General features: G+C 66.0%; 12 protein-coding genes. 7 read left to right on the plus strand and 5 right to left on the minus strand.

Going from position 1 to position 12024, the window contains the following annotated elements; translation table 11 throughout:
* Window positions 1-2 precede the first annotated feature (2 nt).
* Complete coding sequence (locus BW970_RS02465) at window positions 3-911, minus strand: calcium-binding protein (RefSeq protein WP_076528347.1); 909 nt, start codon at window positions 909-911, stop codon at window positions 3-5.
* 208 nt (window positions 912-1119) lie between these two features.
* On the opposite strand from BW970_RS02465, the gene BW970_RS02470 reads away from it, so the two are divergent.
* The 6 genes from BW970_RS02470 (at window position 1120) to BW970_RS02495 (ending at window position 7570) form a co-directional block, all read left to right on the plus strand.
* On the plus strand, window positions 1120-2106 hold the full coding sequence (locus BW970_RS02470) for an XdhC family protein (protein ID WP_076528349.1): 987 nt from the start codon (window positions 1120-1122) through the stop codon (window positions 2104-2106).
* Window positions 2106-3116: a molybdopterin-binding protein gene (locus tag BW970_RS02475; RefSeq protein WP_076528351.1), complete on the plus strand. Its 1011-nt coding sequence runs from the start codon at window positions 2106-2108 to the stop codon at window positions 3114-3116. Before BW970_RS02470 ends, BW970_RS02475 begins: the two co-directional genes overlap by 1 nt.
* A gap of 126 nt (window positions 3117-3242) precedes the next feature.
* Entirely contained in the window at window positions 3243-3734 is a 492-nt protein-coding gene (locus BW970_RS02480; protein ID WP_076528353.1) for a (2Fe-2S)-binding protein, read from the plus strand.
* 72 nt (window positions 3735-3806) lie between these two features.
* Window positions 3807-6182, plus strand: coding sequence for a xanthine dehydrogenase family protein molybdopterin-binding subunit (locus BW970_RS02485; RefSeq protein WP_076529179.1), 2376 nt, complete (start codon window positions 3807-3809; stop codon window positions 6180-6182).
* Between the two features lie 13 nt (window positions 6183-6195).
* A complete protein-coding gene (locus tag BW970_RS02490; protein ID WP_076528355.1) occupies window positions 6196-6984 on the plus strand; it encodes an FAD binding domain-containing protein in 789 nt (262 codons plus the stop codon).
* Window positions 6985-7084: 100 nt separating this feature from the next.
* On the plus strand, window positions 7085-7570 hold the full coding sequence (locus BW970_RS02495) for a PaaI family thioesterase (protein ID WP_076528357.1): 486 nt from the start codon (window positions 7085-7087) through the stop codon (window positions 7568-7570).
* Here the strand turns inward: BW970_RS02495 and BW970_RS02500 are convergent.
* Window positions 7567-7974 carry a SufE family protein gene (locus tag BW970_RS02500; RefSeq protein WP_076528360.1) on the minus strand — a complete coding sequence of 136 codons (408 nt, stop codon included), beginning with the start codon at window positions 7972-7974 and terminating at the stop codon, window positions 7567-7569. The genes BW970_RS02495 and BW970_RS02500 overlap by 4 nt on opposite strands.
* 126 nt (window positions 7975-8100) lie before the next feature.
* Here BW970_RS02500 and BW970_RS02505 point away from each other — a divergent pair, with 126 nt between their 5' ends.
* Window positions 8101-8556, plus strand: a complete 456-nt coding sequence (locus BW970_RS02505; protein WP_076528362.1) for a hypothetical protein — start codon at window positions 8101-8103, stop codon at window positions 8554-8556.
* On the opposite strand, the gene BW970_RS02510 is transcribed toward BW970_RS02505, so the two are convergent.
* The 3 genes from BW970_RS02510 to BW970_RS20480 all read right to left on the minus strand — a co-directional run bounded on the left by BW970_RS02510 (window position 8557) and on the right by BW970_RS20480 (window position 11940).
* Window positions 8557-10602 (minus strand): capsular polysaccharide biosynthesis protein, encoded by a 2046-nt coding sequence (locus BW970_RS02510; RefSeq protein ID WP_076528364.1) that lies wholly within the window; start codon window positions 10600-10602, stop codon window positions 8557-8559.
* A 75-nt stretch (window positions 10603-10677) separates the two neighbouring features.
* Window positions 10678-11724 (minus strand): flagellar motor switch protein FliG, encoded by a 1047-nt coding sequence (locus BW970_RS02515; RefSeq protein WP_076528365.1) that lies wholly within the window; start codon window positions 11722-11724, stop codon window positions 10678-10680.
* Window positions 11725-11781: 57 nt separating this feature from the next.
* Window positions 11782-11940 (minus strand): adenylosuccinate lyase, encoded by a 159-nt coding sequence (locus BW970_RS20480; RefSeq protein ID WP_144038850.1) that lies wholly within the window; start codon window positions 11938-11940, stop codon window positions 11782-11784.
* Window positions 11941-12024: the final 84 nt, after the last annotated feature.

Consider the following 12024-nt stretch of genomic DNA (forward strand, 5'->3'; position numbering starts at 1 on the left):
CGCTACCAGATGATGAACATCGAGGAGGTGAAATCCTCCTTGATCATGTTTTCAACGATCACCGTGCCGGTGTCGAAGGTGAATACCGTGTCGCCATCGACTGTCGCGGCATTGTCCATCAACTCGGCATAGTTGGTGGCCACGCGATAGAAATACAGCCTGTCGCCTTCCGCCGCATCAAAGTCGGTCACAAGATTAGTGTCGAAGATCGACCAGAAGGTAAAGATGTCCGCGCCCTTGCCGCCGGTCAGCGTATCGCTGCCGGGCCCGCCCCGCAGGTCATCGTTGCCTGCGCCGCCATACAGCCGGTCGTCCCCGTCGCTGCCATCCAGCGTGTCCTTGCCCTTGCCGCCAAACAGCCGGTCATCCCCCTGATCGCCGCGCAATGAATCGTTGCCGCCGCCGCCATACTGCCGGTCGTTTCCCAACCCGCCGATCAGCACGTCATTGCCCGCCTCGCCATACAGGCGGTCATCACCGCTCCAGCCGCCGAGCATGTCGTTGCCCTTGCCGCCGCGTATGGTTTCCTCGGCGCTGCTGCCGGTGATCGTGTCGTCAAAGCGCGAGCCAAGGATGATCTCGATCCCGCTGAACGTATGGCCTGCGGCCCAGCCGAACCCATAGCCGCCCGGCAGGTTCATCTGGACCGTGACACCCTGCGAGGCGTTGGCGTAGCTTACGGTATCCACCCCGTCGCCGCCGATGTGATGGTCGCGCCCGGTCGAGGCCATGAACAGATCGTTGCCCTTTTGGCCGGACAGCACATCATTGCCGTCGCCGCCATCCAGTCGGTCCCGCCCCTTGCCACCGGCCAGCGTATCATTGCCGCCCAGGCCGATCAGATCGTCAGATCCGGGCGTTCCTGTCAGCTTGTTGTTCCCGGCGTCGCCGCGAATGCGATTGTCATACATGACTTGCCCCTGTCGGAGTTGCGTATCATTCGGTGGAGTATGCATCGTGTCGAATAGTCCAAGCGTAGCGGACGGCCCGCAGTTCGCAAAGCCCTTGTTTTTCTGGTCATGGCAGGTTGTGCGCAGCGCCGTCGCCCCAGATCGGGTGCCCCCTTTCCCCCGTCCCGGCGTCGGCGCATAGTCGGGTATCGGCAAGGAGGAGGCCGCGATGGACAACCGGCACGACCGTATCGCAGAAATCGCGCTCGACTGGCACCGCCAGGGCAGGGGCGCCGCGCTGGCCACGGTGGTGGAGACCTGGGGCTCTGCCCCACGCCAGGCCGGCAGCCAACTGGCGGTGTCGGGCACCGGCGAGATCATGGGGTCGGTCTCGGGCGGATGCGTCGAAAGCGCCGTCGTGACCGAGGCGATCGAGGCGATGGCCGATGGCCGGAACCGGCTGCTGACCTTTGGCGTCGCGGACGAGACGGCGTTTTCGGTCGGGCTGGCCTGTGGTGGCACCATCCGCGTTCTGGTCGAGCCCGTGGGCGGGGCGCAGGGCCTGCCCGATACGATGCTGGCCGATCTGGTGGCGGCCCGTGCCAGCCGCCAGCCCCGCGCCTATGGGGTGAACCTGTCGGACTGGTCGCGCCGCCTGATGTCGCCCGCAGAGGCGCCCGAGCCGGTGCTGCGCCGCTTGCGTCTGGATCGCTCTGGCCTGGAGGAGGACGGCACGTTCATCGCCGTTCACAATCCGCCGCTGCGCCTGATCGTCGTGGGGGCCGTGCACATTGCCCAGGCGCTTTTGCCGATGGCCCGGATCGCGGGGTTCGATCCTATCCTGATCGACCCGCGCGATGCCTTTGGGTCTGGCGCGCGCTTTCCCGGCGAAACCATCCTGCACGACTGGCCGGACGAGGCACTGGCGGCCCTTGCACCGGATGCGCGGACAGCCGTGGTCACGCTGACCCATGATTCGAAACTGGACGATCCTGCTATTCTGGCGGCACTGGCCAGCGAGTGTTTCTATCTTGGCTGTCTGGGCTCGACCCGCACCCACGCCAAACGGCTGGAGCGGTTGCAGGCGGCGGGCGTCGGCGCGGATCTTGTCGCCCGGATTCGTGCCCCTGTGGGGCTGGACATCGGCGCGGCCACCCCTGCCGAAATTGCGGTTTCGGTGCTGGCACAGATCGTCGAGACGCTGAGGAGGGGCTGATGCGGTTCGGCCCGGTCTCTGTCGATCAGGCGTTGGGCGCGGTGCTTGCGCATTCGGTGCACCTGCCCACGGGCCGATTGCGCAAGGGGCAGGTGCTGGAGGCCGCGCATCTGGACATGCTTGCAGCGGCCGGTCTGGCGGAAATCACCGTGGCGCGGCTTGACCCCGCAGATGTGGCCGAGGATGCCGCCGCCTTGCGGCTGGCGCGGGCTTTGGTGGCAGGTAGTGGCCTGCGCATACAGCCGGTGGGGACCGGGCGCGTCAACATACATGCCGAAGGTCCGGGGCTGCTGCGGGTCGCAGCACAGGCAGTGCACGCGCTGAACGCCGTGGATCCGATGATCACGGTGGCGACAGTGCCGGAATGGCAGCGGCTGGAATCGGGGACGATGGCCGCAACGGTCAAGATCATCGCCTATGCGGTTGCGGGCGCGGCGCTGGAGCGCGCCTGTCAGGCCGGGCAGGGCGCGCTGAGCCTGTGCCCCCCGGTTCTGCACCGCGCGGTGCTGATCGAAACGCTCATCGGGGACGGGCCTGCACCGCCAAAGGGCGCCCGCGTGACCGCCGCGCGGCTGGAACGGCTGGGGATGCGGCTGGAGGCGCATCACACCGTACCGCACCGGGCCGATGCGCTGGCGGACAGGCTGCGTCAGGTTGCGGGGACGGACCTGATCCTCATCCTCACCGGCTCTGCCACCTCTGATCCGATGGATGTCGCGCCTCAGGCGGTGCGGCAGGCCGGCGGGCAGGTGGACCATGTGGGAATGCCGGTCGATCCGGGCAATCTGCTGTTTGTGGGCCGTCTGGGGCCGCGCCCGGTGATCGGCCTGCCAGGATGCGCGCGATCCCCCGCGCTGAATGGTGCCGACTGGGTGCTGGAGCGGGTGGCCTGTGGCCTGACCGTCGGGGCCGATCAGATCACGCGGATGGGCGTCGGCGGGCTGCTGACCGAAATCCCCACTCGCCCGCGCCCGCGCACCCGCGCCGAACCGCGCCCGGATCCGGCCTGAACCGGGACGGCCGCGCGCGGCGAATTCTCTGCAAAGTGAGTCACATGGCGCAAGGCGGCTGTAGACGCATGGGATCCGCCGTGCTTAACTCCCCCTGCCAGCCAGCTACATCAGGGAGGAGCACGCGTGGCGAAAGTGACCATGACGGTGAATGGCCGCACCATGTCGGCCGAGGCAGAGGGGCGGACGCTGCTGTCCGATTTCCTGCGCCAGGGCCTGGGACTGACGGGCACCCATGTCGGCTGCGATACCAGCCAATGCGGCGCCTGCACGGTGCATGTGGACGGGCTTGCCGTGAAAAGCTGTTCGGTTCTTGCGCAGGATGTCGCAGGCGCAGCCGTGACCACCATCGAAGGAATGGCGAACCCCGACGGCTCGCTCTCGACGCTGCAACAGGCGTTCCAGGACCATCACGGGCTGCAATGCGGATTCTGCACACCCGGCATGGTGATGTCGGCCGCCGCGCTTCTGGCCGAGAATGCCGCCCCGACCGAGGCCGAGGTGCGCCACCATCTGGAAGGCAACATCTGCCGCTGCACGGGCTACCACAACATCGTCAAGGCGGTGCTGGCGGCCTCTGGTCAGGATGTGGGCAAGATCGGCATCGCCGCCGAATAGCCCGTCGCAGTTTGCACGGATCTGCACGGTGGGCCCATGTCCCGCCATGCCAATCATTTCAGGGAGGATTCCATGCCAAAAGATGGTGGCATCGGCGCCAGCACCAAGCGGCGCGAGGACGTGCGGTTCCTGACCGGGAACGGGCGCTATACCGACGACATCAACCTGCGTGGCCAGCTTCATGCGCATTTCCTGCGCAGCGAAGTGGCCCATGGCCGGATCCGCGGGCTGGAGACCTCTGCCGCGGCCGACATGCCCGGCGTGGTCCGCATCTTCAGCGCCGCGGATTTCGCAGCCGTGGGCGGGTTGCCCTGTGGCTGGCAGGTGACGGATCGCCATGGCAACCCGATGCAGGAACCCAAGCATCCGGTTCTGGCCGATGGCAAGGTGCGCCATGTGGGCGACCCCATCGCGGTTGTGGTGGCCGAGACGCTTGAACAGGCCCGCGATGCCGCAGAGGCCATCACTGTAGATATCGAAGACCTGCCAGCCGTCATCGACATGAAGGCCGCCTTGGCGCCCGATGCTGTCAAAGTGCATGAGGATTTGACGTCAAACCTATGCTATGACTGGGGTTTTGTCGAAGAGAACCGCGAGGCGGTCAACGAGGCGTTCAGCAAGGCGGCGCATAAGGTCAGCCTTGATCTGGTCAACAACCGCCTGATCGCCAATCCGATGGAGCCGCGCGTTGCCGTCGGGGATTATGATCCGTGGAACGACATGTCCACGCTGTATACCACCAGCCAGAACCCGCATGTGATCCGCTTGCTCATGGGGGCCTTCGTGCTGGGCATTCCCGAACATCGCCTGCGGGTGGTGGCACCCGATGTGGGAGGCGGATTCGGGTCCAAGATTTACCACTATGCCGAAGAAGCCTTCTGCACTTTCGCTGCCAGAGCTTTGAAAAGGCCCGTGAAATGGACATCCAGCCGGTCCGAGGCATTCATCTCGGACGCACATGGCCGCGATCATGTGACCCGGATTGAACTGGCGCTGGATGCCGATCTGAACTTTACCGCGCTGCGGACGGAAACCCTGGCCAACATGGGGGCCTATCTTTCGACCTTTGCCCCGTCGATCCCGACCTGGCTGCATGGCACGCTGATGGCGGGCAATTACCGCACGCCGCTGATCTATGTGAACGTCAAGGCGGTGTTTACCAATACGGTTCCGGTCGATGCCTATCGCGGCGCTGGCCGCCCCGAGGCGACGTTCCAACTGGAACGTCTGATCGACAAGGCCGCGCGCGAATTGGGCGTCGATCCGATCGAGCTGCGCCGCAAGAACTTCATCCAGCCGGACCAGTTTCCGTATCAGACGCCTGTTGCGGTGGTCTATGATACCGGAAACTATCAGGCGACGATGAACAAGTTGCTGGAAATCTCTGATCATGCAGGATTTTCCGAACGTGCGGCAGAATCGAAAGCCCGTGGCAAGCTGCGCGGTTTCGGCATCGCCCATTACATCGAGGCCTGTGGGATCGCCCCGTCGAACCTGGTCGGGCAACTGGGTGCCCGCGCGGGCCTGTATGAAAGCGCCACGGTCCGGGTGAATGCCACGGGGTCGATTTCGGTGTTCACCGGCAGCCACAGCCACGGACAGGGGCACGAAACCACCTTTGCCCAGGTGGTTGCCGAGATGATCGGGATTGATGCCGGACAGGTGGAAATCGTTCATGGCGATACCTCCAACACCCCCATGGGCATGGGCACCTATGGCAGCCGCAGCCTTGCGGTGGGCGGATCGGCGCTGGTCAAGGCCACCAACAAGATCATCAACAAAGCCAAGAAGATAGCCGCGCATCTTCTTGAAGCATCCGAAGACGACATCGAGCTGAAGGACGGCAAATTTTCGGTCGCGGGGACCGACAAGTCGGTGGATTGGGCGGGGGTGACGCTGGCCGCCTATGTGCCGCACAACTACCCGCTCGAAAGCATGGAGCCGGGGCTGGAGGAAACCGCCTTCTACGATCCTTCCAACTTTACCTATCCGTCCGGTGCCTATGGCTGCGAGGTGGAGGTGGACCCCGACACCGGCAAGGTCGAGATCGTGGCCTTTACCGCTGCGGACGATTTCGGCAATGTCGTCAACCCGATGATCGTCGAAGGTCAGGTGCATGGCGGTCTGGCCCAGGGGATCGGGCAGGCGCTGCTGGAAAACTGTGTCTATGACGAAACCGGCCAGCTTTTGACCGGATCCTACATGGATTACGCGATGCCGCGCGCCGATGACCTGCCGTTCTACAAGGTCGATCATTCCTGCGTCACGCCGTGCACCCACAACCCGCTGGGCGTCAAGGGCTGTGGCGAGGCAGGGGCCATCGGCTCGCCCCCGGCTGTGGTCAATGCGGTGATCGACGCGCTGCACCGGGGCGGACACACCCATATCAGCCATATCGACATGCCCGTATCACCGGCCCGCGTCTGGGCCGCGATGAACGCGAAATAAGCGAGGCAAAGCCATGTATGATTTCGAATTTGTCAAACCTGCCTCGTTGGCCGATGCCATCGCGGCCATGGGGCGCGAGGGGGCCCAGGCGCTGGCAGGTGGCATGACGCTGCTGCCCACGATGAAGCAACGCCTGAACCAGCCCGACAGCCTTGTCAGCCTGAATGGACTGGCAGAGTTGAAGGGAGTGTCGGCGGCGGATGGGGTGCTGACGGTGGGCGCGGGCACCACGCATGCGGTCGTGGCCGCCACAGCCGCAGCGCATTACCCGGCGCTGGCCGCACTTGCCGGGCAGATCGGCGATCCGATGGTGCGCAATCGTGGCACCCTTGGCGGCTCTCTGGCCAACAACGATCCGGCGGCCTGCTATCCCTCGGCGGTGCTGGCCTCGGGCGCAACCATTGTCACCAACAGCCGCGAGATTGCGGCGGATGATTACTTCCAGGGCATGTTCGCCACTGCGCTGGACGATGGCGAGATCATCACGGCGGTGAAATTCCCGATCCCGGACAAGGCCGCCTATGTAAAGTTTGCCCAGCCCGCCTCGCGCTTTGCCCTGACCGGCGTGTTCGTGGCCAAGGGGGCAAGTGGCGTGCGGGTGGCCGTCACCGGCGCATCCGAAGAGGGTGTCTTTCGCTGGACCGAGGCGGAACAGGCCCTGAGCGGCCGGTTTGATGCCTCGGCGCTGGAGGGGCTGAGTGTCGGCGCGGATGGCATGATCGGGGATATGCACGGCACGCCGGAGTATCGCGCGCATCTGGTCAAGGTGATGACGAAACGCGCGGTCGCCGCCGCAGGGTGAACCGCAAGTGACGTAACGGCGCCCCCCATTGGCAGGGGCGCCGTCTGGACAGTGCCGCGCCGCTTTGCCATCACCACCCTGCGCACAGCAGGAGACCGCGATGACCAGAGCCATCTATGCCAGCCGCCCGGAAGACCTGCCATCGCGGGATATACTCCTGTCCATGTCGGGGCTGGAGTTCATGCAAGCCATGCTGGAAGGGCGCTTTCCCGGCCCGGCCATTGCAGAAACGCTGAACTTTACCCTCGCCGCCATCGACAAGGGCCATGCCGTGTTTCACGGCACCCCGAGCTTTGCCTTCACCAACCCCATGGGGGGCGTGCATGGCGGCTGGTATGGGGCGGTGCTCGATTCGGCGCTTGGCTGTGCTGCGATGACCATGGTGCCCAAGGGCAGTTGGTACACCACCCTTGAATACAAGGTGAACATCGCCCGCGCCCTGCCTGTCGGGATGGAGGTCGAATGCATCGCCAACGTGCAGCACGCGGGCCGCTCCACGGTCGTGGCCGAGGCGGTTCTGCGCGGGGCGATGGATGGCAAGGTCTATGCCACCGGGTCCACCACCTGCATCATCATCGCGGGCTAAGCCGCTGCTGCCAGACGACGAATCCGTTCCACCATGGCGCGGACACCGTTAGAGCGTTGCGAGGACAGATGGTCATGCAGCCCCAGCCGGCCAAGTTCGGCATGGGCATCAATCCGGCTGACCTCTGCCACCGGGACGCCGGAATACAGCGCGTGAAGAACAGCGATCAATCCGCGAACGATCAGGGCGTCGCTGTCACCCTGAAACCCGAACCGGCCGCCCTCGATCGCAGGGTGCAGCCAGACCTGTGAGGCACAGCCGTCCACCTTGGTCGCAGGCACCTTCAGCGCCTCGGGCATTGGCGGCATCGCCTTGCCCAGTTCGATCACATGGCGATAGCGCTCCTCCCAGTCGTCGAGGAATTCGAACGTTTCGGCAATGTCTTCGAAGGCGGTCGTGGCCATGGCGGTCTCCGGCTGATGCCCTTGACCTAAGATGCGCAGGGCGAAACGTCCAGTCTCGGACGGCAGGCTTTTCAAACCGCCCGCCTTCGGCTAGGCAGGGGGCAGAGATGCGGAACGGAGGGGCGGATGCGCAAGAGCCTATTGGCAGCCTTGGCGGCGGTGATGGTCGTAAGCGGCTGCGCAACGGTACGCGAGTCGCGCCTGAACCCGTTCAACTGGTTCGGCCGGTCAGAGCGGGCCGCAGCGGTGCCCGCACAGCCCGCCCGCGATGGCGGCCGCATTCCGGTGGCGCAGGTCACGGAACTGTTCGTCGAACCGGCAAGCGGCGGCGCGATCATCCGCGCCAAGGGTGTGCCGCCGACGCAGGGATGGTATTCCGCCGAACTGGTGCGTGAGGACGGCGCGAGGGAAGATGAGATGATCTTTCGGTTCGTGCTGAAGGAACCGCAAGACGCGGTTCAGGGCACGCCTCTGTCGCGCGAGGTGACGGTGGCCACCTTTGTCACCACGCAGCGCCTTGAAGCGATCCGCACGATCACCGTCACTGGCTCTGACAACGCACGGTCGATCCGCCGGCGCTGATCAGCGCCGCCAGATCCAGGCGTGACCGGCCAGCGCCCCTTGGGCCAGCGCCAGCACGCGCATCACTGCGGAACGGGGCAGGGTCTGGCCGTCGGCGATACGCTCTACAATCAGCTCTACCGGGCAGGGCCTGCCGGTGATCGGATCGCGGTAGCGCGGATAGCCGATGAGCGCGGCATAGGCCAATGCCGCTGGCGTCGGTCGCGCCTGACGGCGGGCAGGAACCGGGCCCAGATCCCGCGTCAGCCCCCAGCCGGCATAGAACGGCGCCCCAAGGCAGGTGACAGGAAGGCCGCGCAGCACCGCCTCGAACCCAAGGCCCGAGGTCATTGTCCACACCTCATCCGCCAGCCCGAGGGCCGCTGCGGCATCGACCCCTGAGAGCGTGGCATCCACCAGCCCGTGCAGACGTTCCGCCGGAACCTTGCCGGGGCGCAGGCCCGCCTCGACATCGGGATGCGGTTTCCACAGCAGGATCGCACCGGGGTTTTCGGCGCGCGCCCGTTCCAGCAGCGCCAGATTCGTGCGCACATCGCCGCCGCCCAGACGGAGGCTGGCGTCATCCTCGACCTGACCGGGCACAAGGATCCGGTGCCCCTCTGGCACCTGGGGCGCGGCGCCGCCAAGATTGTACTTCGTCACCCCCGATGCGATCAGCCGTGCGACCAGCCGTTCGGCGCGCAACTCCTGACCAGGGCGCAGTGGCCGTGCGATCAGGTGTTCGAGCCGGCTGGGGCGTGTGGGGTCGTAGTAGATGCCCAGATCGTCCAGGACCAGCGACAGCGGCGGCACCAGATCGGCACCAAGACCGCGCGAGCGGATCAACCCGTCCTCGACCCGCCATACCGCACCGGGACCGGACTCGGCGCTGCCCTTGTCCGCCCAGATCAGCCGTCCGCGCCCCTGCGCCTGCGCGATTCGGGCGGCCTTGTGCGGGGCGGCAAAGCGCAGAGGCTTTTCGCGCCCGAAAACCCCCTGCAACGGGCCGCGTTTCCACATCCGCATTCCGGTTGCGACATGGCCTGCGCGATCGTCGCGGAAGGCGCGGACCTCGGCCTGCAACTGGTCGAGTGCTGTTTCGAAACCGCACAGCCGATCCCGGCAGGGATCGTACCAGGTCGGCGCGAGGATCATCGCCGCTGCGAACATCTGGGCCCGCGTCAGGTTCCGGTGGCGGCGCGGCAGCGGGCCGCCATGATCCTCGGTCAGCCCCCAGCCCGCATAGAAGGGCCGCCCGAACACCTGCGGCTTGTGGCCCGCCAGAACAGCCTCGAATCCAAGGTGCGAACTGACCGTATAGACCGCAATCGCCCCCTCCAGCAGCACCTGCGGTGCGACCGGGTCGGTCAGCAGGACAATGCCGTCGCGCATATCCTCGGGGCCGAAATGTCCGGGGCGCCGGTTGGCGATGGTGTCGGGGTGCGGGCGGATCACGACCGGACGGCCAGGATGATCATCCATCGCGCGGAACAGCATTTCGCGGAAGGTGCCATAGCCTGCGCCACTGGCCCGGATCGAGGCGGCATCGCGCGGCTGGTCCACGATCAGCACATAGCCAGGCGGCGGGCCGGGCAGGGCGGGGTCATGCGGATTGACCTGCGACAGGCTGTGTTCGGCCAGGCGGGCCATGCCCTCGCGCGCGCGGTCCAGCAGCGCAGACTCATCCAGCGGGTGCCGGGCGAGCAGCGTTTCCAGATCCGACGGGGCGGACGGGTCGAAATGCATCCCCCCGCTGCGGTCGATCAGCAGGCCGAACGGGCCGTCACCGCGGCGTTGGGCAAGCGCCGGGGCGACAGACCGCAAAAAGGCATCTTCCACCCGCACGACGTGCAGGCCCCGTGCCTTGGCCCAGGTTTCGGCCCTTGGCGCAGGTTCGGCCCGGCCCCAGACCCCGGCCTGGTCCCCGGCATGCGGCGCGCGGCCGGGGAGAACGGGGGCCGGCGGCAGCCCTGACAGCGTCAGGATGCGCTGCACCGCGCCCGGCCGCCAAAGGCGGGGATCCGTGCACCACAGGCGCTGCGCCGCCTTGGGGGTAGGGCTGTCCATGATCTGTCCTGCGTGGGATCCCGACGATCCGGCCGACCCTAGCGCAAGGCGCGGGCCATGGCCACCGGGGGCGCCCTAGTCATCCTCGATCACAAGCTGGAGCTCGCCTTGCGATTCCAGCGTCCGCACCGCCTCTACCACCATGGAATGTGCCGCTTCGGCATCCTTGTCGCGGACCTTGTCCCTGGCGGCCATTTCCTCGCGCAGGCTCTGGGCCATGCGTTGGCTCATGTTGCTCAGGATGAAGTCGGCAACGGGCGCCAACGGGCCGGTTGCGCCGACCAATGCGGTGATCAGCGTCGCCTGGTCGACCATGCGCACAACCTTGGGGACGTCGCGGGGGGTAACGCGCGCCGGGATATGGCCAAAGGTGAAAATGGCCTTGCGCACCTTGCCCGCAAAAACCGCATCTTCGGCCCCCAGCCCGTCAAGCAGCGCATCGCGCACCGCCGCCGTGCTGACGTTCAGGATCGCCCCGACCCGTTCTTCCGGCCCGGTCTCGAAGGCTTTGGGAGGCTGGGCATCCAGTTGACCGGCAAGCGACAGACCGATCCGCCGCACCGTATCGGGGTCGATGTTGCCGGTCAGCGACACGGCATGGGCGACGCGGCGCGCCTTGTCCCCCGGCAGTTTTCCCAACAGATCCGCAGCCTTGGCGACGGGAAGTTTCGACAGCAACACCGCGCCAATCTCAACCGCCTCGTCTTCAAGGACGGGCAGCAGGCGGTCTGCGGGCAGCGGAATGATGCGTTCCCACGGATCGACCTTGCCCGAGGCACCTGCAAGGCGCCGCAACCGCGTCGCCGCCGATGGGCTGATATGTCCGTCCAGCATGGACAGCGCCCCTTCCAGCCCGCCGGGAAAGGACAGGCCGACAGATTCAAGCTGGGACAGGAATTCCTGCACCACCGCCTGCATCGTATCGCGGTCCACCAGCCGCATGGCAGCCATCTGTTCGGTCAATGCGGCCTGCATGTGATCCGGCAACGCCGACAGCGGCAGCGGCGCCCCTTCGGCCAGCAGCAATCGCACGATGATTGCCGCCTTTTCGCGGTTGGTCAGCGGGACAGGATCGGGCGCGGCAATGCGCTGTGGCGTGATCCGGGCCAGGGCCTGCGGCATTGGAACCTCCGACAAGGGTTTTCCGCAGCTTGACAGGCCCTGGTTAAGACGAGGTTATCAGCTATGAACCGGCTTGGTGCACTGGCCAGAGGCCGGATCGCGCATCTCACCTGCGGCGCAATCAACCACCTTTTCGTGCCGGTCAGAACACATCGCCATCACGGCGCCCGGCGCGAAGGCCAGGACGAGGGCGGTCAGCAGAAATTTTGTCTTCATGCGTCGTCTCCCTGTTGCCGGGGCACCAGGCGCCCCGACATCAGACTAGCACGGACTCCCGCAGATGGCGTGTCCGCCGTGCAT

This window comes from Gemmobacter megaterium (genome assembly GCF_900156815.1).
GTDB lineage: Bacteria > Pseudomonadota > Alphaproteobacteria > Rhodobacterales > Rhodobacteraceae > Wagnerdoeblera > Wagnerdoeblera megaterium.

Bases quoted from the DNA above. Each gene is read 5' to 3' on its own strand.
- BW970_RS02465 (WP_076528347.1), bottom strand. From the start codon at position 911: ATGTATGACAATCGCATTCGCGGCGACGCCGGGAACAACAAGCTGACA.
- BW970_RS02470 (WP_076528349.1), top strand. From the start codon at position 1,120: ATGGACAACCGGCACGACCGTATCGCAGAAATCGCGCTCGACTGGCAC.
- BW970_RS02475 (WP_076528351.1), top strand. From the start codon at position 2,106: ATGCGGTTCGGCCCGGTCTCTGTCGATCAGGCGTTGGGCGCGGTGCTT.
- BW970_RS02485 (WP_076529179.1), top strand. From the start codon at position 3,807: ATGCCAAAAGATGGTGGCATCGGCGCCAGCACCAAGCGGCGCGAGGAC.
- BW970_RS02490 (WP_076528355.1), top strand. From the start codon at position 6,196: ATGTATGATTTCGAATTTGTCAAACCTGCCTCGTTGGCCGATGCCATC.
- BW970_RS02495 (WP_076528357.1), top strand. From the start codon at position 7,085: ATGACCAGAGCCATCTATGCCAGCCGCCCGGAAGACCTGCCATCGCGG.
- BW970_RS02500 (WP_076528360.1), bottom strand. From the start codon at position 7,974: ATGGCCACGACCGCCTTCGAAGACATTGCCGAAACGTTCGAATTCCTC.
- BW970_RS02505 (WP_076528362.1), top strand. From the start codon at position 8,101: ATGCGCAAGAGCCTATTGGCAGCCTTGGCGGCGGTGATGGTCGTAAGC.
- BW970_RS02510 (WP_076528364.1), bottom strand. From the start codon at position 10,602: ATGGACAGCCCTACCCCCAAGGCGGCGCAGCGCCTGTGGTGCACGGAT.
- BW970_RS02515 (WP_076528365.1), bottom strand. From the start codon at position 11,724: ATGCCGCAGGCCCTGGCCCGGATCACGCCACAGCGCATTGCCGCGCCC.
- BW970_RS20480 (WP_144038850.1), bottom strand. From the start codon at position 11,940: ATGAAGACAAAATTTCTGCTGACCGCCCTCGTCCTGGCCTTCGCGCCG.